Origin of the sequence: Pseudomonas sp. WJP1 (assembly GCF_028471945.1) — a bacterium.
In the GTDB taxonomy this organism is placed as follows: Bacteria; Pseudomonadota; Gammaproteobacteria; order Pseudomonadales; family Pseudomonadaceae; genus Aquipseudomonas.
Window position 1 is genome coordinate 6,585,803 of sequence record NZ_CP110128.1, and the last position, 21,258, is coordinate 6,607,060.

Here is a 21,258-nt window from a genome sequence, read left to right on the forward strand (position 1 = left end):
ACGACCATCGCGAGCAGGCTCGCTCCTATAGGGGACGGCGGTGGTCGTGAGACCACCGCACGGTGCTTAGTCTTCCAGCAGCTCTTCAGCCTGACCCAGGATGTTTTCCAGGGTGAAGCCGAACTCTTCGAACAAGGCAGGCGCAGGCGCCGACTCGCCGTAGGTGGTCATGCCGATCACGCGACCTTCCAGACCGACGTACTTGTACCAGTAGTCGGCGATCGAAGCTTCGATGGCGATACGGGCGCTGACCTGCAACGGCAGGACCGATTGCTTGTAGCCAGCATCCTGGGCGTCGAACACGCTGGTGCAAGGCATGGAAACCACACGCACCTTGCGGCCCTGCTCGGTCAACTTGTCGTAAGCCTGAACGGCCAGGCCAACTTCCGAACCGGTGGCGATCAGGATCAGCTCAGGCTCGCCTGCGCAGTCCTTCAACACATAGCCACCACGGCTGATGTCGGCGACCTGCAGGGCATTGCGGGTCTGGTGCTGCAGGTTCTGACGCGAGAAGATCAGGGCCGAAGGACCGTCTTTACGCTCCAGTGCGTACTTCCAGGACACCGCCGATTCAACGGCATCGGCCGGACGCCAGGTGTCGAGGTTCGGCGTGCAGCGCAGGCTGGCCAGTTGCTCGATTGGCTGGTGAGTCGGACCGTCTTCGCCCAGACCGATGGAGTCGTGGGTGTAGACGTGGATCACACGCTGCTTCATCAGGGCCGACATGCGCACCGCGTTGCGGGCGTATTCCATGAACATCAGGAAGGTCGCGCCGTAAGGCACCAGGCCGCCGTGCAGGGCAACGCCGTTCATGATCGCGGTCATGCCGAACTCGCGCACGCCGTAGTACATGTAGTTGCCGCTGGCGTCTTCGGCGGTGACGCCTTTGCAACCTTTCCACAGGGTCAGGTTGGAACCGGCCAGGTCAGCCGAACCGCCGAGGAACTCAGGCAGCAGCGGGCCGAACGCGTTCAGGGCGTTCTGGCTGGCTTTACGGCTGGCGATGGTTTCGCCCTTGGCGGCTACTTCGGCGATGTAGGCATCGGCCTTTTCGCTGAAGTCGGCCGGCAGTTCGCCGCTCAGACGACGGATCAGTTCGTTGGCCTCGGTCGGGAACGCCGCGGAGTAGGCCGCGAAACGCTGGTCCCACTCGGCTTCGACCGCGCGACCGGCTTCCTTGGCATCCCACTCGGCATAAATGTCCGCCGGGATTTCGAACGGGCCGTGGTTCCATTTCAGCGCCGCACGGGTCAGGGCGATTTCCGCGTCACCCAGTGGGGCGCCGTGGCAGTCTTCCTTGCCTTGCTTGTTCGGCGAACCGAAGCCGATGGTGGTCTTGCAGCAGATCAGAGTCGGTTGCGGGCTTTTGCGCGCCGTCTCGATCGCGATCCTGATCTCTTCCGGATCATGACCGTCGACGTTGCGGATCACTTGCCAGTTGTACGATTCGAAACGCTTTGGCGTGTCATCGGTGAACCAGCCTTCGACTTCGCCGTCGATGGAGATGCCGTTGTCATCGTAGAAGGCGATCAGTTTGCCCAGGCCCAGGGTACCGGCCAGGGAGCTGACTTCGTGGGAGATGCCTTCCATCATGCAGCCATCACCCAGGAACACGTAGGTGTGGTGGTCGACGATGTTGTGGCCAGGACGGTTGAACTGTGCCGCCATGACTTTTTCAGCCAGGGCAAAGCCCACGGCATTGGCCAGGCCCTGGCCCAGCGGACCGGTGGTGGTCTCGACGCCCGGGGTGTAGCCGAATTCCGGGTGACCCGGGGTGCGGCTATGCAGCTGGCGGAAGCTCTTGAGGTCATCAATGGTGACGTCATAGCCGGTCAGGTGCAGCAGCGAGTAGATCAGCATCGAGCCGTGGCCGTTGGACAGCACGAAGCGGTCACGGTCGGCGAACGATGGATTGCTCGGGTTGTGCTTGAGGTAGTCGCGCCACAGTACCTCGGCGATATCCGCCATACCCATAGGGGCACCGGGATGGCCGCTGTTGGCTTTTTGCACGGCATCCATGCTGAGGGCACGAATGGCGTTGGCACGCTCACGACGGCTAGGCATCGCTGTTCTCCTGCGGGTTCTGAATCGAGAGTGATAAAAATGAAACGGAAAAAAGGCGAGCATTTTCCCTCACCGGGACGCCTCGGGGCAATGACAGAAAGTCATCTGGAGGCGTTTTTCCAACGCTTGACGACGGATTAGGCGGGTGAAACCTTTCCGCTATCGGTTTGTAGAGTTAACCAGCTCGTGAGAAGTGCCATCTATCGATCAATATCAAAACTTTTTGATATTGATCTTGCGGTGCTTCCGGCGCGTGACTAGACTGCCGCCCTATGAATTTACGCGCGCCCTCCATTCGCCCAGACGATTGTGATGAGCTGGCGGCCTTGTGCAAGGCCGGCGGCGATCCCCTGCGCCTGAATGTCTTGCGCGCATTGACCAACGATTCGTTCGGCGTACTGGAACTGGCGCAGATCTTCGGCATCGGCCAATCGGGCATGAGCCATCACCTCAAGGTGCTGGCCCAGGCCGAGCTGGTAGCGACCCGCCGTGAAGGCAACGCGATTTTCTACCGTCGCGCCCTGCCCCACACCGAGTTGCCAGGGGGCAAACTGCACGCGGCCTTGCTCGAAGAAGTGGACAACCTGACCCTGCCTGCCGACGTGCAGATGCGGATCACCCAGGTTCACAAGCAACGCGAGGCGGCCAGCCAGGATTTTTTCTCACGGGTCGCCGAGAAATTTCGCGCCCAGCAAGACTTGATCGCCGGCCTGCCACAGTACCGCGAAAGCGTGGTGGCCCTGCTCGACAAACTGAGCTTCGGCAGCGCTGCCACGGCGATCGAAGTCGGCCCCGGCGACGGTGCATTCCTGCCGGAACTGGCGCGCCGCTTCACCCAGGTCACGGCACTGGACAATAGCCAGGCGATGCTCGAGCTGGCGCGCCAGGTATGCGAACGCGATTCGCTGACTAACGTTAGCCTGCAACTGGCCGATGCCCTGAACGGCGTCAGCCTCAAGGCCGATTGCGTTGTACTGAACATGGTATTGCATCACTTTGCCGCGCCGGCCGATGCGCTCAAGCACATGGCCAACTTGCTGCAACCAGGCGGCAGCCTGCTGGTGACAGAATTATGTAGCCACAACCAGAGTTGGGCCAAGGAGGCCTGCGGTGATCTCTGGTTGGGGTTTGAACAGGACGATCTGGCCCGTTGGGCCACCGCTGCGGGGCTCGCCCCCGGAGAAAGCCTCTATGTAGGCTTACGTAATGGTTTCCAGATTCAGGTCCGCCATTTTCAGCGGTCGGCTGGCGACACTCACCATCGGTAATTTCAGGAAAACATCGAGATGAGCGAATACTCCCTTTTCACCTCCGAGTCCGTGTCTGAAGGGCATCCGGACAAAATCGCCGACCAGATTTCTGATGCGGTGCTGGACGCCATCATCGCTGAAGACAAGTTCGCCCGCGTGGCGTGCGAGACTCTGGTGAAAACCGGCGTGGCGATCATCGCTGGCGAAGTCACCACCTCGGCCTGGGTTGACCTGGAGCAGATCGTTCGTGACGTCATCACCAACATCGGCTACACCAGCTCCAACGTCGGCTTCGACGGTGCGACCTGCGGCGTGATGAACATCATCGGCAAGCAGTCTCCTGACATCAACCAGGGTGTCGACCGTGCCAAGCCTGAAGATCAGGGCGCCGGCGACCAGGGCCTGATGTTCGGCTACGCCAGCAATGAAACCGACGTGCTGATGCCTGCACCGATCACGTTCTCGCACCAGCTTGTGCAACGTCAGGCCGAAGCCCGCAAGTCCGGCCTGCTGCCTTGGCTGCGTCCAGACGCCAAGTCACAAGTGACCTGCCGCTACGAAAACGGCAAGGTTGTCGGCATCGACGCGGTGGTCCTGTCGACCCAGCACAACCCGGAAGTGTCGTACACCGACCTGCGCGAAGGCGTGATGGAGCTGATCGTCAAGCACGTGCTGCCTGCCGAACTGCTGTCCAAGGACACTCAGTTCCACATCAACCCGACCGGCCAGTTCATCATCGGTGGCCCGGTGGGCGACTGTGGCCTGACCGGCCGCAAGATCATCGTCGACAGCTACGGCGGCATGGCCCGCCACGGTGGTGGTGCGTTCTCCGGTAAGGATCCATCGAAGGTTGACCGTTCGGCTGCCTACGCCGGTCGTTACGTGGCCAAGAACATCGTCGCCGCCGGCCTGGCCGAGCGTTGCGAGATCCAGGTGTCCTACGCCATCGGCGTTGCCCAACCGACTTCGATCTCGTTGAACACCTTCGGCACCGGCAAGATCAGCGACGACAAGATCGTCAAGCTGGTCCGCGAAGTGTTCGACCTGCGTCCTTACGCAATCACCACCATGCTTGACCTGCTGCACCCGATGTACCAGGAAACCGCTGCGTACGGCCACTTCGGTCGCACCCCGGCAACCAAGACGGTTGGCGACGACACCTTCACCACCTTCACCTGGGAAAAAACCGACCGCGCCGACGACCTGCACACCGCTGCCGGCTTGTAAGACTCCCCAGTGGTACCTCAAGCCCCGCACGGTTCGCCGTGCGGGGCTTTTTAATGGGTGGAAACAATCCGAAAAACAGCATTAAGCCCATCAGCGCGCCGCTGACTAACCTTCAGGCACCTCCATCGAGCAAGGAAGCTCACGATGCTGCCCCGCCTGCTGACCGGCTTACTCCTGATCTGCCTGTGCCTGGACACCGCTGCTGGCGAATGTCCTGCCTGGCCCCCTGCGCGTGCCGCGCAAGAACTCGCCATACTGCAAAAACAAATCGACCTCTGGGATGACAGCTATCACCGTGAAGGTCGTGCGCTGATCGCCGACGAACTCTACGATCAGTCCTTCGCACGACTGACCCAATGGCGCCAATGCTTCAGCCCCGGTTTGGCCACCGATCCATTGCGCACCGCGAGCGGCCCCCTCGCCCACCCGGTGCCGCATACCGGCCTGGAAAAACTGCCTGACGGCGGCGCCGTCGAACACTGGCTGCGTGATCGTGAGCAGGTCTGGGCCCAGCCCAAGGTCGACGGCGTGGCGGTAACCCTGGTCTACCGCAAGGGCCTGCTGACTCAGGCGATCAGTCGAGGTGATGGTGTGCATGGCCAGGACTGGACAGCCTCGGCCCGCCAGATCGGCGCCATTCCTCAACGCCTGCCCGAGCCCCGGGACCTGGTGGTACAGGGCGAGCTCTACTGGCGCCTGACTGATCACGTGCAAGCCATCGCCGGCAGCCTGAACGCCCGCGGCACGGTAGCCGGCTTGATGGCCCGCAAGACGTTGAGCGTCAAGCAGGCCGAGGGGATCGGCCTGTTTGCCTGGGAATGGCCCCACGGGCCGTCAAGCTTGCCGGCCCGTATCGCGGAGCTTGAAAAATTGGGTTTTGCCAGCACCGCACAGTACACCCAGCGCATCAGTTCAATAGCCGAGGTCGAGCGCTGGCGTGATCACTGGTATCGCTCGCCCCTGCCATTTGCCAGCGACGGGATTGTCCTGCGCCAGGAGCAGCGCCCGCCCGCCGAGCGCTGGCAGGCAAAGGCGCCGTACTGGATCGTTGCCTGGAAGTATCCCTTCGCCCAGGCACTGGCCGAGGTGCGAAAGGTTCATTTCAAGATTGGCCGCACGGGACGAATCACCCCCGTGCTGGAGTTGACCCCGTTGAGGCTTGATGACCAGCAGATCAAGCGCGTCAGCGTGAGCTCCCTGCAACGCTGGCAGACGCTGGATGTTCGACCGGGCGACCAGGTCGCCATCAGCCTGGCCGGCCTGACCATTCCCAGGCTCGATGGCGTTGTGCTGCGCAGTACCGAACGCCCTGAAATGAACGTTCCGCTGGCAGCCGACTTTCATCCATTGAGCTGCTGGCAGCCGACCCCGGGATGCGAAAGCCAGTTTCTCGCGCGCCTGACCTGGCTCAGCGGCAAGCACGGATTGGGCCTGCCCCATGTCGGCCCCGGCACATGGGAAAAACTTCTTGAAACAGGTCGCCTGAACAGCCTGTTGGATTGGTTGACCCTCGATGCCCAAGAGCTTGCTAACATTGACGGTTTAGGCGAGCTCAGCGCTGCCCGGCTGGCCAATAGTTTCAGCAGTGCCCGGCAACGCCCATTCGCCCGCTGGCTCAAAGCCCTGGGCATGCCGCCGACTGGCCAGGCGCACCTCGGCGACTCATGGCGGGAGCTGGCACAACGAGACATCGAGCAATGGCAGGCCCAGCCCGGCATCGGACCAGGCCGTGCAGCGCAATTGAGTGCATTTTTTCGCGATCCGCAGGTCCTGGCCCTGAGTGAAACACTGCGCCGGGCTGCCATGGACGGTTTTCAGTTTTAGCCCCGGTGATGCCCTTGCGCCCGGGAACCCCGAAGTCCCGATGGGCTCAAACATGCCATCGCTGCATCGACACGAATGCTTTTTCACCTGGAGCTTTTATGAAATTTCTTTCACCGCTGGTCCTGTTGACCCTTTGCAGCGTTATGGCCACGCCGTTGATGGCTGTCGAAGAGGCCCCGGGCCTGACCGGCTGCGCCGCCAAGAAGCAAGGCATCATCAATCAGATCGAACTGGCCAAATCCCACGGCAATGCCGAACAGCAGGCCGGCCTGGAGAAAGCCTTGAGCGAAGTCAGCGCCAATTGCACTGATGCCTCGCTGAAGAAAGAACGGGAAAACAAGGTGCTCGACGCCAAGCACGAAGTCAGCAAGCGTCAGGCCGACCTCGACAAAGCCATGAAACAAGGCGACGCCGAGAAGATCAACAAGCGCAAGGACAAACTCGCCGAGTCCCGCAAGGAGTTGCAGGAAGCGGTTGATGAGCTGGATAAATAGAAGCGCTTTTCAAGCGCTTTAATGATCCCGAAACTCTTTATGGCACGCACTGCAGGCATCTTCGACCTTCTGTACCGCCGGCCCCAGGTTACTGGCCTTGTAGGGTTGAACCTGACTGGCGATTACCAACTCGCCGGTCGCGGTTTCAAGGCTGCGAGCCATTTGCTCGAAGCGTGCCTGCTTCTCCCAGACGTCACTTTTGGCGCTGGTGTGATCTTCTTCGCGCACCTGCGGAAAATGCTTCCACGGCTCACGGGACAGCGCATCGAGTTTCACCGCGCCGTCAGCGAACTTGGGGCCATCGAACGCAATACGGCCACGCAACATGCCGCCCAGGTCTTCACCGGTCTTGAGCATCTGCTTGAAAATGGCCTTGCGCTGCCCGAGGGGCGAGTTGGGGTCGACGCCGCCACAAGCGGACAGCGTCAGGCAGGCCAGCAATACAACAGAAAGTCTTTTAAGAGTCATGGTGGCTTCAGGTCACGGAAAACGTCGGCCAGTATCCTCGCGTCACCGGCAAACACCAATACCCCTATCATCAATACGGGTTGCAGAGCGCACACCACACTCAGGCAACCGGCAAAGGAATTACCCCATGAACAGCCGTTTCAAGGCCTGGTGTCACCCCCTGGCCTGGACGCTTCCGATGGTGGCCGTGCTCGCGGGCTGCACCGGCGGCGAAGACAAACAACCGAAGACCCACGCCCTGGCCACTTACTCCAGCGCCACCTGGGAAGCGTTGCCGGTGGTCTCCGACAACGACCTCGTCGCCGGTTTCGGCTCCTGGCGCAGTGCCTGCATCCGACTCAAGGCCGACCCGGTCTGGGGCGGCACCTGCGCAGCGGCGGCCAACGTGCCGCAAAGCGCCAGCGACATCCGCGGTTTTCTCAAGCAGAACCTGGATGTGTACGGCCTGCGCGCCGCCAACGACAATCCCAACGGATTGATTACGGGCTACTACGAACCGGTCTATCCCGGCAGCCTGACCCAAACCACCACGGCGAACATCCCGGTGTATGGCGTGCCTGAAGACATGATCATTGTCTCGCTGGACAGCATCTACCCGGAACTCAAGGGCAAACGCCTGCGCGGCCGCCTTGAAGGCCGTGTGCTCAAGCCTTACGACGATGCCGCAACCATCGGCAGCAAAGGGGTCAACGCGCCGGTCGTGGCCTGGCTGACGGATCCGATGAACCTGCAGTTCCTGCAAATCCAGGGCTCAGGTCGGATCCAGCTCGACAGCGGTCGCCAGCTGCGAATCGCTTACGCCGACCAGAACGGCCACCCTTACCGACCGATCGGGCGCTGGTTGGTTGAACAAGGCGAGTTGAAGAAAGAAGACGTGACCATGGGAGCGATCAGCAGCTGGGCCAAGGCCAATCCTTCGCGCATTCCAGAACTGCTCGGCAGTAATCCGAGCTATGTGTTTTTCACCAGGAACCCCGACAGCAACGAAGGCCCGCGCGGCTCGCTGAACGTGCCGTTGACGGCAGGTTACAGTGCGGCGGTGGATCGCAAGGTGATCCCGTTGGGCAGCCTGTTGTGGCTGTCCACTACCAAGCCGGACGGCACTGCACTCGTACGCCCGGTGGCGGCCCAGGACACCGGCGGCGCAATTGCCGGCGAGGTTCGTGCGGATCTGTTCTGGGGTACTGGCGATGCGGCCGGGCAACTGGCTGGAGACATGAAGCAGCAAGGGCAGATCTGGATGCTGTGGCCCAAAGGCGCGGCGCTGCCACAAGTGCCGCAGGTGGCGGACAAGCTTTAAAGCAAAAAGATCGCAGCCTGCACAGGCCCCATGTAGGAGCTGACACATGCTGCGATCTTTTGATCCCGCCCTTAAACCGACACCACAAAGAAACTGATGATCAACCCCATCCCCACAAACCACACCAACGACCGCAAAGTCGCCCAGTCCGCCAAATAGAAAATGATGTAGAGAAGTCGACTGGTGATGAACAACACCGACAGCACATTGAGCGTCACCAGCTCCGCATTGCCGACCAGGTGCGCCACGATCACTGCTGCCGCGAACGCCGGGGCCACTTCGAAGCTGTTCAGTTGCGCCGCATGCGCCCGCTTGCCCAAGCCCTCCAGGGAATCGAGGAATCCCCGGGGATCGTGATTGTGTCTCAAACCGTAGCCGCCGCTGATCTTGGCCACCGCTATACACACATACGGCAGGATGATCGCGATTAAAATGCACCACAGAGCAACATTCATTCAGCAGTCCCTTTCTCAGATTTTGACCCGTCAAAATTTCATGACCAGCATGCCGACCAGGACCAGCCCGCAGGCCAGGAGCCTTGGCCCGCCGAAAGGCTCTTTCAGGTAACGCATGCCGAACAGCACCACCAGGATCACGCTGATCTCGCGCAAGGCCGCCGCTTCGGCAATCGAGCCCAGCTGCATGGCCCACAGCACCAGAGCGTAGCTGAACAACACGCAGAACCCGACCGCCAGCCCCAATCGCCATTGCTCGCGCCAGAACAGTTTGAACGCCGGCCGCTTGCGCACCCAGGCCAGCAACGGAAACGGCCAGGCACTGAGTAACGTCACCCAGACCAGGTAATCCAGTGGATGCGACCAGCGCCGCAAGGCCTGGCCATCGATGAAGGTGTAGCAACCAATGCACAAACCGATCAACGCGACCACAGGCAGCATCGACCACGGCAAACGTGCACCGCCGCCCCCCTGCCAGAGCAGGCACAGCATGCCGAGCGGGATCAGCAGAATGCCGAAAATCTGCTGGTGGGTCAGCACTTCCCCGGCAAACACCAGGGTCAGCGCCAGCACCACCAGCGGCGACAACCCACGCATCAGCGGATAGACCAGCCCGAGGTCGCCGACCCGATAGGCCTGGATCAGCAAATAGCGGTAGAGCAACTCGAACGCTGCCGAGGCGAGAATCCACGGCCAGATGTCCAGTGGAGGCAGCTCCACGAAGGGCAACATAAGCGCGACGAAGAGCATCGCCACGCTGTCCATGCAGGCCACCACCAGCAAACGCTCGGCACTGAACTTGATCAGGGTATTCCACGCCGCATGCAGCAGCGCCGCCACCAACACCAACGCCGTCGCAAGCACGGCCTACTCCTTATTTTATTGTTGTCCCCCGCCCCCGCCTTGTAGGAGCGAGGCTTGCCCGCGAACCAGGCACCGCGGTGTACCTGCTGTACCGCGTTATCGTTCTTCGCGGGCAAGCCTCGCTCCTACAGGATCAGAATCCGGGTAGTAATTGATTCGCCATATGTCAGCAGCTGTTTATACTGCAACCGACCACGCCGCACTCAGTTGCGCACAGACTAATTCCAATAACAATGCCCTCGCCCGCTCTCATCGAGATCGGTGCCTGGCATGCGTATGCCTGATCAGAGCGTCAAGACTACCGACAGAGACCCTGCGCATGCCACTCGCCTTGCTTGCCCTTGCTGTTGCCGCGTTCGGCATCGGCACCACTGAATTCGTCATCATGGGTTTGTTGCCCGATGTTGCCCGCGATCTCGCGGTGAGCATTCCCCACGCCGGATTGCTGATCACCGGCTATGCCCTGGGCGTGGTGTTCGGTGCGCCGATCCTCGCGGTCGGCACGGCCAACATGCCGCGTAAAGCGACACTGCTGGGCATGACGCTGATGTTCATCCTCGGCAACATGCTTTGCGCACTGGCGCCGAACTACGCCACGCTGATGGCCGCGCGCGTGGTGACCGCGCTGTGCCACGGTGCGTTCTTCGGCATCGGTTCGGTGGTTGCCGCTGGCCTTGTGGCACCGAACAAACGAGCCCAGGCGATTGCCATGATGTTCACCGGCCTGACCCTGGCCAACGTGCTTGGGGTGCCACTGGGTACCGCGCTGGGGCAGTACGCCGGCTGGCGCTCGACGTTCTGGGCGGTGTCGGTGATCGGTGTGATTGCTGCCATTGCGCAGTGGGTCTGGCTGCCGAAGAACATCGTGATGGATAAAGCCAACCTGGCGAGCGAGTTCAAGGTACTGGGCAAGGCCAACGTGCTGCTGGCACTGGGCATGAGCGTACTGGCCTCGACCAGCCTGTTCAGCGTATTCACCTACATCGCGCCGATCCTGCAGGACATCACAGGTGTCAGCCCCCATGGCGTGACCATCATGCTGCTGTTGTTCGGCGTGGGCTTGACCGCAGGCAGCATGCTCGGCGGGCGATTGGCCGACAGCCGCCTGCTGCCTTCACTGGTCGGCATGGCGCTGGCCGTGGTGGTGGTCCTGGCCGCGTTCAGCCAGACCAGCCACTCGGTGATTCCCGCAGCGATCACCCTGGTGTTGTGGGGCATTTTCGCCTTCGCCCTGTGCCCGATCCTGCAACTGCTGATCATCGATCAGGCCCATGAAGCGCCCAACCTGGGTTCGACGCTGAACCAGAGCGCATTCAATCTCGGTAACGCCGCAGGTGCCTGGATCGGCGGGCTGGTGGTCGCCAGCGGTGCAGACCTGGCGGACTTGCCGTGGACCGGCGCATTGGTCAGTGGCTTGACCGTGTTGGTCGCGCTGTATTTTATCTACCTGCAACGACGTAGTGCCGCTACGGTGAATGTGCCGGGCTGATTACTTCTTGATCGCCTGCGGATCGGGCTCTTCAGCCTGATCCGCTGCGCTTTTCGGTGGTCCGCTCTCGCTGCGAATCTGCGCATGGCTGATCAACGCGAAGATAAAGCTGCCACCCACGATGTTCCCCACCAGCGTGGGACCGGCGAACACCAGCCAGAAGTCCTTCCACGGCAATTGGCCGGCAAACACCAGGTACGAGACCTCCAGCGAACCGACCACGATGTGCGTGAAATCCCCCAGCGCCATGAGGTAGGTGATGAGGATGATGATCCACATCTTGGCGCTCTCCATGGACGGGATCATCCAGACCATGGTGGCGATCATCCAGCCCGAAATGATGCCCTTGGCGAACATCTGGCTGGCGTCGTTCTCCATGACCTTGCGGCCGATGTCGAGGAAGGCCACGTCGGTCTTGCTGTCGAAAATCGGCAGCTCCAGCATGACGTAAGCCACCAGTATCGTGCCGCAGAGGTTACCCACCAGCACCACTCCCCACAGCCGCAGCAACCGGCCGAAGTTCCCCAGCGTAGGCTTGCTCATGATCGGCAGCACGGCGGTCAGGGTGTTTTCGGTGAACAGTTGCTGGCGGGCCAGAATCACCGCGAGGAAACCGGCGCAATAGCCGAAACTGGCAATCACCTTGAAACCTTCGCCGTCCGGCAGGCGGGAATTGAGCAAGCCCATGCCCATCAATGACAGGCCCATGGTCAGGCCGGCGGCCAACGCCGACCACCACAGCGCGGCAACGCTGCGTTCCAGTTCCTGATCGCCCTGGGTGCGGATGATTTCGTGCAGCACCGCCGCGCGCGGTGGCTGGTTCTTTTCGACTTCGTGCTGCTCTTTTGCCGAAAGGTCGGGGGTCTTGCCGTCTTTTTTAGTGTCCATGGGACTCCTGAACCGCTGGCGTGCGATGTAATTACGACCCCTGCGGTTCAGCTTACGTTCTTACACGCCGAACATTATTCGACGGCGCCTTCATCCTTGAACTGGTCCTTGACGTATTTGATCTCGGTGCGCCCGTGTGCCGCAGGCAAGCCGTCTTCACCCAGGTTGACGAACACAATCTTCTCCACCGTCAGGATGCTTTTGCGGGTGATCTTGTTACGCACTTCGCACGTGAGGGTGATGGAGGTGCGACCGAACTCGGTGGCGGTGATACCCAGCTCGATGATGTCGCCCTGGCGCGAGGCGCTGACGAAGTTGATCTCGGAAATGTACTTGGTGACCACGCGCTGATTGCCCAGCTGGACGATGGCGTAGATCGCCGCTTCCTCGTCGAGCCAGCGCAGCAGGCTGCCGCCGAACAGCGTTCCATTGGGGTTGAGGTCTTCGGGCTTGACCCATTTGCGGGTGTGGAAATTCATATGCACTCCTGAGCGTCTTGCCGAATGATGGACGGTATCTTGGCAGACCCCGGGCCAGAGCTCTATTCGGCATCTTCTATAGCCACCATTACCGTTCGCACATTGACCGACAGAAACCCTTTGGAAGATCAGCATAGCCCGCTATAATCGCCCCCGTTTCAAAACGGTAATCTTCACTTGCTACCGTTTTCCCGCCACCTGTCCGAGGGGCGCTGCAGCAGGCTAGGCCTGTCAGGCTCGGATGGGGCGTTGCTTGGTCATCACCGGCCAGACACTAAACGCACAACGGCGCCCATTCGCATACATTACGAATGGAGGCTCTTCATGAGCGCTGTTATCACGCCTGCAGATTTTAACGATTACAAAGTCGCCGACATGTCCCTGGCTGCCTGGGGCCGTCGCGAAACCATCATCGCCGAATCGGAAATGCCAGCCCTGATGGGTCTGCGTCGCAAGTACTCCGAAGAGCAACCGCTCAAGGGCGCGAAGATCCTCGGCTGCATCCACATGACCATCCAGACCGCCGTGCTGATCGAAACCCTGGTTGCCCTGGGTGCCGAAGTACGCTGGTCGTCCTGCAACATTTTCTCGACTCAAGACCAGGCTGCTGCGTCCATCGCCGCTGCCGGCATTCCGGTTTTCGCCTGGAAAGGTGAAACCGAGCAAGAGTACGAGTGGTGCCTGGAGCAGACCATCCTCAAGGATGGCCAGCCATGGGACGCCAACATGATCCTCGACGACGGCGGCGACCTGACCGAACTGCTGCACAAGAAGTACCCACAGGTACTGGATCGCGTTCACGGCGTGACCGAAGAAACCACCACCGGCGTGCACCGCCTGCTGGACATGCTGGCCAAGGGCGAGCTGAAAATCCCGGCCATCAACGTCAACGACTCGGTGACCAAGAGCAAGAACGACAACAAGTACGGCTGCCGTCACAGCCTGAACGATGCGATCAAGCGCGGCACTGACCACCTGCTGTCCGGCAAGCAAGCGCTGGTCATCGGTTACGGCGACGTGGGCAAGGGTTCCGCTCAGTCCCTGCGTCAGGAAGGCATGATCGTCAAAGTCTCCGAAGTCGACCCGATCTGCGCCATGCAAGCCTGCATGGACGGTTTCGAACTGGTTTCGCCGTTCATCGACGGGATCAACACCGGTACCGAAGAAAGCATCGACAAGGCCCTGCTGGGCAAGATCGACCTGATCGTGACCACCACCGGTAACGTCAATGTTTGCGATGCGAACATGCTCAAGGCCCTGAAGAAGCGCGCTGTTGTCTGCAACATCGGCCACTTCGACAACGAAATCGACACCGCTTTCATGCGCAAGAACTGGGCATGGGAAGAAGTGAAGCCACAGGTTCACAAGATCCATCGTACCGGCGCTGGTGCATTCGATGCCCAGAACGACGACTACCTGATCCTGCTGGCCGAAGGCCGTCTGGTTAACCTGGGCAACGCCACTGGCCACCCGAGCCGCATCATGGACGGTTCGTTCGCCAACCAGGTACTGGCTCAGATCTTCCTGTTCGGCCAGAAGTACGCCGACCTGTCGCCAGCCCAGAAAGCCGAGCGCCTGACCGTTGAAGTACTGCCGAAGAAACTCGACGAAGAAGTGGCCCTGGAAATGGTCCGCGGTTTCGGCGGCGTCGTGACTCAACTGACCAAGACCCAGGCCGACTACATCGGCGTGACTGTCGAAGGTCCGTTCAAGCCGCACGCTTACCGCTACTGATCGGAACCGCTCGGCTCCCTGTAGGAGCGAAGCTTGCTCGCGAACGCTTCACCACGGTATTTCTGAAACACCGCGGTGCCTCCTTCGCGAGCAAGCTTCGCTCCTACGGAGAGCGCGAGACTTGCAAGGCTTACGTGTTTCCAAGGATATGACCATGTCCCAAGATCGTCGCTACAGCTTCGAGTTCTTCCCTACCAAGACCGACGCTGGGCATGAAAAGCTGCTCGCCACTGCCCGTCAGCTGGCCACGTACAACCCCGATTTCTTCTCCTGCACCTACGGTGCGGGTGGCTCGACCCGTGATCGCACGCTCAACACCGTGTTGCAGCTCGAGAGCGAAGTCAAAGTCCCGGCCGCACCGCACCTGTCGTGCGTCGGCGACAGCAAGTCGGACCTGCGCGGCCTGCTGAGCCAGTACAAGGCTGCCGGCATCCAGCGCATCGTCGCCTTGCGCGGTGACCTGCCTTCGGGCATGGGCATGGCCAGCGGTGAAATGCGCCACGCCAACGACCTGGTTGAATTCATCCGTGAAGAAACTGGCGACCATTTCCACATCGAAGTCGCCGCCTACCCGGAAATGCATCCGCAGGCACGCAACTTCGAAGACGATATCAACAACTTCGTGCGCAAGGCCAACGCTGGCGCCGACAGTGCGATCACCCAGTACTTCTTCAACGCCGACAGCTACTTCTACTTCGTCGAGCGTGTACGGGCCAAAGGCGTGAACATCCCGATCGTGCCGGGGATCATGCCGATCACCAACTACAGCAAGCTGGCACGCTTCTCCGATGCCTGCGGTGCGGAAATCCCGCGCTGGATCCGCAAGCAACTGGAAGCCTACGGTGACGACACCCAGAGCATTCAGCGTTTCGGCGAGCAAGTCATCACCGAAATGTGCGAACGCCTGCTGCAGGGCGGCGCGCCAGGGCTGCACTTCTACACACTGAACCAGGCTGAAGCGAGCCTCGCGGTGTGGAACAACCTGAAGTTGCCGCGTTAAACAAAGCAAGATCAAAAGATCGCAGCCTGCGGCGGCTCCTACAGGAAATAAACATTCCAACGTAGGAGCTGTCGCACGCTGCGATTTTTTGCTTTCAACGCACTTTTATTGTGCGGCAATCCACGGAGTTAGAGCATCTGCTGCCAGTTTCTGGCTCTTTCGCGTTTCTCGTCGTAATCTCAAGCCCATGCCTTTGATCACGCAGTTCGTCGCCCTGCTTGTTTTCACTTGCCTTAGCTTTGCCGCTAGGGGCGAGAAGCTGCGCATTGTCACCGAACCCTGGGCACCTTACGTGTACGAGGAGAACGGCAAGGCACAGGGACTGGACTACGAAACCACCGCCATCGTCTTCAAGCGCCTGGGCATCGAAGTGGAATGGCAGTTCCTGCCATGGAAACGCTGCCTGTCGATGCTTGAAACCGGTCAGGCCGATGGCGCGCTGGACATCTTCCATAGCGATGAGCGCGACGCGACCCTGCTCTACCCCAGCGAACCGCTGTCAGACGTGCAGTTCGTGATGTTCTACGCCAACGCCAGGCCCCATCCGTTTCGCACCCTCGACGAACTGCGCGGCCTGACCATCGGCATCTCTCCTGGCTACCTGTACAGCCAGGACTTCAGGAACTCGACCCTGTTCACCCGGGAACCAGCACCGAGCCATGAGGCGAACTTCGGCAAACTGGTGCGAGGACGAATCGACCTGCTGATCACCGACCGCAGGGTGGGCCAGCACTTGCTCGACGAACTGAACATCCGCAACCAGATCACCGAAAATCCCGTCGTCATCAGTCAGCAGAGCCAGTTCCTGGCGGTGCGACGCAATGCCGGCATGGATTTGCTGGTGCAGCGCTTCGGCGCCGAACTCAAACGTTTCAAGCGCGAACCGGCCTACGCAGAGCTCAGCGCGCGATATGGCGCCGCACCAGCCGATACTCCCAACGCCGGGCGGACCACGGCCAACACGGAAAAAACCGTTGAGCAGCAGGAAAGCGGCGCGCAGTGATTGCTCTGTTATACTCCGGCCTTCCCGCCAGGCTCACGCCCGGACGCTCGGAACCGTTCAAGGCATCTCGACCCCGCTACAGCGCAGCTTTTCAGCCCGCGCGAGCGCTCCAGACGAGCCTTCGTGACCGAAGCAGGACCGGACGGGATTGCGTTCCTCATAAACGCCATTCGCGCCAGGCAAGACTCCCATTGGGCCAAGCCCTAACTTAAAACAGGATTACTCATGTCCTTTGCTTCCCTCGGTCTCTCCGAGGCTTTAGTCCGCGCCATCGAGGCAGCGGGCTATACCGAGCCTACTCCGGTGCAACAGCGGGCCATTCCCGCCGTGTTGCAAGGTCGCGACCTGATGGTCGCGGCACAGACAGGTACTGGTAAAACCGGCGGTTTCGCCCTTCCGATCCTGGAGCGGTTGTTCCCCAACGGTCACCCGGACAAATCCCAGCGTCACGGCCCGCGCCAACCGCGCGTACTGGTCCTGACCCCTACTCGCGAACTCGCGGCGCAAGTGCACGAAAGCTTCAAGGTCTATGCCCGTGACCTGAAGTTCGTCAGCGCCTGCATCTTCGGCGGCGTCGGTATGAACCCGCAGGTCCAGGCCATGTCCCGTGGCGTAGACGTGCTGGTGGCCTGCCCTGGCCGCCTGCTCGACCTGGCCGGCCAAGGCAGCGTCGACCTGTCCCACGTGGAAATCCTCGTGCTGGACGAAGCCGACCGCATGCTCGACATGGGCTTCGTCCATGACGTGAAGAAAGTCCTCGCCCGTCTGCCGGCCAAGCGCCAGAACCTGCTGTTCTCGGCGACCTTCTCCAAGGACATCACCGACCTCGCCGGCAAGCTGCTGCACAACCCGGAACGCATCGAAGTCACGCCGCCGAACACCACGGTCGAGCGCATCGAACAGCGCGTATTCCGCCTGCCGGCCAGCCACAAGCGTGCACTGCTGGCGCACCTGATCACCGCTGGCGCCTGGGAACAGGTCCTGGTGTTCACCCGCACCAAGCACGGCGCCAACCGCCTGGCCGAGTACCTGGACAAACACGGCCTGAGCGCCGTCGCGATCCACGGCAACAAGAGCCAGAACGCTCGCACCAAAGCCCTGGCCGACTTCAAGGCCGGTACCGTGCGCATCCTGGTTGCCACCGACATCGCCGCTCGCGGCCTGGACATCGACCAGTTGCCACACGTGGTCAACTTCGAACTGCCGAACGTCGATGAAGACTACGTGCACCGCATTGGCCGTACCGGCCGTGCCGGTCGTTCGGGCGAGGCGATCTCGCTGGTGGCCCCGGACGAAGAAAAACTGCTGAAAAGCATCGAGCGCATGACCAAGCAGAAAATCGCCGACGGCGACCTGATGGGCTTCGATGCCAGCGCCGTGGAAGCCGAGAAACCCGAAGCACGCGAGCGTCCGGACATGCGCAACCCGCGCAATCCACGTGGCCCACGCGGCGACGGTCCGAATGGCAGCGGTGGTGGTGGCGGTCGCAAGGACAAAGGCAAGGACAAGGGCAAGGAAAAACCGGCGGGTGAGCGCGGTGAGCGTCCGGCCCGTCAGCAAAAGCCACGCGAAGGCACCCCGGCCCGCGAACAGCGCCAGCCAAGCCAGCCGCCGCGCGCCGCAGCTGATCGTGCTCCAGACGAGTTCCTGGACGACGATATCGATAACTTCGGTAACCGCGTCGACTACGTGCCACAGCAGAAACCGGCCCAGGGCCGCGGCCGTCGCCCGGGTGCTCCGGCACAAGGCACAGCTGCAGGCTCCGGCGCTCCGCGCGGTGGCAAGCCACAGGGTGGCCGCCAGAACGGTCCGCGCAGCAGCGATGGCGCCAGCACCGGCACCCCGCCAGCCAAGCGCAGCGGCCCACGCAGCGGCGCTCCACGTGATGGCCAGGCCCGTCGCGAAGACTCGCGCAACCGCCGCCCGGCCCGTGACGAGCAATCGCGTTCGGAACCGGCCGTGCAGAACCCACGCGGCCCCGCGCCGAAGATCATGCACAAGGAGTCGAAGGCCGATCGCTTCCCGACACCTGAGCAGCTGGATCAACTGCCAAGCCGTCCTCGTGGCGAAAAACCGGCATTGCTGACCCGCAATCGCTGAGTTATCGCTGCAATAAAAAATGCCCCGTACCGAAAGGTCCGGGGCATTTTTTATGCGTAACACAGAACCTGTAGGAGCCGGCTTGCCGGCGAAGGGGTCCTCGAATTCCGTGGAGAGGTCAGGGACGCCTTCGCTGGCAAGCCAGCTCCTACACAGTTTGTGTGCGAAAATAAAAAACGCCCGCGCTCGGGAGAGCAGCGGGCGTTTTTGTCAGCGGCGAAAATTACTTCGCTTTGACACCTTCAAACGTCACGTACATTTCAACTGCATCGGACGATGGACCCAGGTCTTTCTGCTTGCCGAAATCGGAACGCTTGAGGCTGAAGGTACCCTCGAAGCCTGCACGGTAGCCGCCCCATGGATCCTTGCCTTCACCCAGGAAAGTGGCTTTGACCACGATTGGCTTGGTCACACCGAGGATAGTCAGGTCACCAGCCACGTCAGCAGTGTCCTTGCCAGCAGCGTTTTTGCCGGTAGGTTTGACGCTGGTGGAAACAAACGTGGCTTTGCTGCCGTTCAGGAAGTCTTTGCTGGAGATGTGCTTGTCGCGCTCGGCGTTGTTGGTGAACACGCTGGCGGTGTTCACGTTGAACTCGATCTTGCTGTCTTCAGGCTTGGCAGCGTCAAAGCTGAACTTGCCGTCGATGTCCTTGAAAGTACCGGTGATGAAGCTGTAGCCCAAGTGGCTGATCTTGAAGTCAACGAAGGCGTGCTGGCCTTCCTTGTCGACCACGTAGTCAGCGGCCATGACGCTACCGGCGGACAACAGGGCGGAACTGATTGCCAGAGCGGCCAGAGTCTTTTTCAACATGCTTTGTTTTCCTTTGGAGTCGAGGTTGAACTTCAGGCTTTGCGACCCAGCATTCGCTTGAGGGTCACATCACGGTCGATAAAGTGGTGCTTCAATGCTGCCAACGCATGGAGGCCGGAAAAAATTACCAGCACCCACGCCAGCCAGAGGTGAATCACACCGGCGGTATCTGCCTGGTCCGGTAGTCCGGACACCAGCGCAGGCACTTCAAACAAGCCGAACACCGGGATACCGACACCTTCTGCGGTGGAAATCAGGTAACCGGCAATCATCACAGCGAACAGACTGAGATACAGAAAGCCATGGCCGAAATGGGCGCCCAGGCGTGTCAGACGGCTGTAGCTGGAAAGGGTCGGTGGCGGCGGACTGATGAAACGCCACAACACCCGCAGCACCATCACACCCAGCAACACCAGGCCGATACTCTTGTGCAGGTCCGGCGCGTCTTTGCGCCAGGTGCTGTAGTAGTCGAGCCCGACCATCCACAGCCCCAACGCGAACAGGCCGAAGACCGCCAGCGCCACACCCCAGTGCATGAAAATGCTGACCCAGCCGTAACGGGAATTGGAATTTCGTAGCTGCATTGCCTAGATCCTGTGTGTGCTGGCCCAAGACTATCGATTTATCTATCGAATTAAAGCGGAAAATTTCGCTTTGAAATATCGAGAAATGCGATCAAAAGCCTAAATTACGAGGGTTAAGGAAAGATTAAAGTCGAAATTGTGAGAAAAAGTGAATACAAAGCAGAGAACACCTGTATCAAAAGATTTATTCGATTTCTACCCCGTTTTTTTCCTGAGCGTCACCAAGCCTTGGTCTCAGTGGTCGACGCCGGTTGGCGCTGGATTTTCGTCGTTTTTTTGGTCTGTGCCCTCTCGGCAGGCTCAACCTTCGCCGAGCAGAGGATTTGGTGACCGGCCCCTTGCTTTTTTGCTTCACGCTAACCACCGATGATTTTTTAAGACAAGCTATATATATGTATTGCCATTTCGGCGTTCCAACTTGATCAAATGAGTGCTCAATAACTCGTTGGAAAAGGTGAAACCATGGCTATTACTTACACCCCATTTCAAGCAAGTGGCTCGCCGGTGTTACCTCCCAATCAAAAGATGTCGGCGGGGCAGCACCTAATATCCGCGAACGGACGATTTCGACTGATATTGCAGGCCGACGGAAACTTGGTGATTAAAGATGGCGACACAGTAGTTTGGGTTGCAGATGAAAATCAGATTTATAGCAGAACGCTGTATCCGAAAAGAATGCGTGAGCCGCTGATGTTCGTGATCAGCAATAGTGGCTTTCTATATGATCCCTCCAGAAGACGATCATGGATTGCTGAGAGCACTCACAGCACTGATAAATCGCTGTGGTACAACACGTGTGTGGTTATCCAAGATGACGGGAATCTAGTCATTTACGATCAGCGCACGGGAAATCTGTGCTGGGCCCGCTCCGGATTCGTTCCTGGTCGTATTCCAAAGGCAAAGGAGCGGTTCACCAGAGTGCTAGAGGATGGAACGGAAATTAAAACATGGAAATTTTCATTAGGACCTCTCTAATAGCCCCTTGCAGTTTAAATAATAACTAATTTCTGAAGGCTGGGGGCGGATTCAGGCACTCATAATAGTACGGATCAATCTCACATTTATGAGCTAATCGATGGCCGTATCCTTTAGGAAAGAATTCACCACTTGCACAGCCAGAAAGTGCGATTACTACTATTATTGCTACTAGCGCCTTCATACACCCTCCATACCTCTTAAAGAGAATAGGTTTGTGGCTTGCATATAACAATCATCTACTTCTGA

Annotated in this window: 19 protein-coding genes and 1 riboswitch; of the genes, 11 read left to right on the forward strand and 8 right to left on the reverse strand. The window is 60.0% G+C overall.

Going from position 1 to position 21,258, the window contains the following annotated elements:
- Positions 1-66: 66 nt before the first annotated feature.
- Complete coding sequence (gene tkt / locus OH720_RS29685) at positions 67-2,064, reverse strand: transketolase (RefSeq protein WP_272603854.1); 1,998 nt, start codon at positions 2,062-2,064, stop codon at positions 67-69.
- A gap of 272 nt (positions 2,065-2,336) precedes the next feature.
- On the opposite strand from tkt, the gene OH720_RS29690 reads away from it, so the two are divergent.
- The 4 genes from OH720_RS29690 to OH720_RS29705 all read left to right on the forward strand — a co-directional run bounded on the left by OH720_RS29690 (position 2,337) and on the right by OH720_RS29705 (position 6,859).
- Positions 2,337-3,332 (forward strand): ArsR/SmtB family transcription factor, encoded by a 996-nt coding sequence (locus tag OH720_RS29690; protein WP_272603855.1) that lies wholly within the window; start codon positions 2,337-2,339, stop codon positions 3,330-3,332.
- Between the two features lie 18 nt (positions 3,333-3,350).
- The gene (gene metK / locus OH720_RS29695; RefSeq protein ID WP_272603856.1) at positions 3,351-4,541 is read left to right on the forward strand and encodes a methionine adenosyltransferase; all 1,191 of its coding nucleotides are present in this window, start codon (positions 3,351-3,353) and stop codon (positions 4,539-4,541) included.
- Positions 4,542-4,685: 144 nt separating this feature from the next.
- Positions 4,686-6,365, forward strand: coding sequence for an NAD-dependent DNA ligase LigB (gene ligB, locus OH720_RS29700; RefSeq protein ID WP_272603857.1), 1,680 nt, complete (start codon positions 4,686-4,688; stop codon positions 6,363-6,365).
- A gap of 98 nt (positions 6,366-6,463) precedes the next feature.
- Entirely contained in the window at positions 6,464-6,859 is a 396-nt protein-coding gene (locus OH720_RS29705) for a DUF1090 domain-containing protein (RefSeq protein ID WP_272603858.1), read from the forward strand.
- Between the two features lie 18 nt (positions 6,860-6,877).
- Here the strand turns inward: OH720_RS29705 and OH720_RS29710 are convergent, their stop codons facing one another.
- A complete protein-coding gene (locus tag OH720_RS29710) occupies positions 6,878-7,327 on the reverse strand; it encodes a c-type cytochrome (RefSeq protein ID WP_008057049.1) in 450 nt (149 codons plus the stop codon).
- A 127-nt stretch (positions 7,328-7,454) separates the two neighbouring features.
- Here OH720_RS29710 and mltA point away from each other — a divergent pair, with 127 nt between their 5' ends.
- Positions 7,455-8,627, forward strand: a complete 1,173-nt coding sequence (mltA, locus tag OH720_RS29715; RefSeq protein ID WP_272603859.1) for a murein transglycosylase A — start codon at positions 7,455-7,457, stop codon at positions 8,625-8,627.
- 71 nt (positions 8,628-8,698) lie between these two features.
- Here mltA and OH720_RS29720 read toward each other — a convergent pair whose 3' ends face one another.
- Positions 8,699-9,082: an MAPEG family protein gene (locus OH720_RS29720; protein ID WP_008057047.1), complete on the reverse strand. Its 384-nt coding sequence runs from the start codon at positions 9,080-9,082 to the stop codon at positions 8,699-8,701.
- 30 nt (positions 9,083-9,112) lie between these two features.
- Entirely contained in the window at positions 9,113-9,946 is an 834-nt protein-coding gene (locus OH720_RS29725) for an EamA family transporter (RefSeq protein WP_008057046.1), read from the reverse strand.
- Between the two features lie 319 nt (positions 9,947-10,265).
- Between OH720_RS29725 and OH720_RS29730 the strand changes: the two genes are divergently transcribed.
- Complete coding sequence (locus tag OH720_RS29730) at positions 10,266-11,435, forward strand: MFS transporter (protein ID WP_272603860.1); 1,170 nt, start codon at positions 10,266-10,268, stop codon at positions 11,433-11,435.
- Here the strand turns inward: OH720_RS29730 and OH720_RS29735 are convergent, their stop codons facing one another.
- On the reverse strand, positions 11,436-12,323 hold the full coding sequence (locus tag OH720_RS29735) for a formate/nitrite transporter family protein (protein WP_272603861.1): 888 nt from the start codon (positions 12,321-12,323) through the stop codon (positions 11,436-11,438).
- Positions 12,324-12,397: 74 nt separating this feature from the next.
- On the reverse strand, positions 12,398-12,802 hold the full coding sequence (locus OH720_RS29740; RefSeq protein ID WP_180202327.1) for an acyl-CoA thioesterase: 405 nt from the start codon (positions 12,800-12,802) through the stop codon (positions 12,398-12,400).
- 198 nt (positions 12,803-13,000) lie between these two features.
- Positions 13,001-13,103: riboswitch (S-adenosyl-L-homocysteine riboswitch) on the forward strand.
- A 23-nt stretch (positions 13,104-13,126) separates the two neighbouring features.
- Here OH720_RS29740 and ahcY point away from each other — a divergent pair.
- From ahcY to OH720_RS29760, 4 genes are all read left to right on the forward strand, one after another.
- A complete protein-coding gene (gene ahcY / locus OH720_RS29745; RefSeq protein ID WP_008057038.1) occupies positions 13,127-14,536 on the forward strand; it encodes an adenosylhomocysteinase in 1,410 nt (469 codons plus the stop codon).
- Positions 14,537-14,690: 154 nt separating this feature from the next.
- Positions 14,691-15,536: a methylenetetrahydrofolate reductase [NAD(P)H] gene (gene metF, locus OH720_RS29750; RefSeq protein WP_272603862.1), complete on the forward strand. Its 846-nt coding sequence runs from the start codon at positions 14,691-14,693 to the stop codon at positions 15,534-15,536.
- Positions 15,537-15,723: 187 nt separating this feature from the next.
- Entirely contained in the window at positions 15,724-16,539 is an 816-nt protein-coding gene (locus OH720_RS29755) for a substrate-binding periplasmic protein (protein WP_008057036.1), read from the forward strand.
- Between the two features lie 225 nt (positions 16,540-16,764).
- Positions 16,765-18,639, forward strand: coding sequence for a DEAD/DEAH box helicase (locus tag OH720_RS29760; protein WP_272603863.1), 1,875 nt, complete (start codon positions 16,765-16,767; stop codon positions 18,637-18,639).
- A 223-nt stretch (positions 18,640-18,862) separates the two neighbouring features.
- On the opposite strand, the gene OH720_RS29765 is transcribed toward OH720_RS29760, so the two are convergent.
- Positions 18,863-19,450 (reverse strand): YceI family protein, encoded by a 588-nt coding sequence (locus OH720_RS29765; RefSeq protein WP_008057034.1) that lies wholly within the window; start codon positions 19,448-19,450, stop codon positions 18,863-18,865.
- A 32-nt stretch (positions 19,451-19,482) separates the two neighbouring features.
- Positions 19,483-20,034, reverse strand: coding sequence for a cytochrome b (locus OH720_RS29770; protein ID WP_272603864.1), 552 nt, complete (start codon positions 20,032-20,034; stop codon positions 19,483-19,485).
- A gap of 462 nt (positions 20,035-20,496) precedes the next feature.
- On the opposite strand from OH720_RS29770, the gene OH720_RS29775 reads away from it, so the two are divergent.
- Positions 20,497-21,009 carry a hypothetical protein gene (locus OH720_RS29775; RefSeq protein ID WP_272603865.1) on the forward strand — a complete coding sequence of 171 codons (513 nt, stop codon included), beginning with the start codon at positions 20,497-20,499 and terminating at the stop codon, positions 21,007-21,009.
- Positions 21,010-21,258 lie beyond the last annotated feature (249 nt).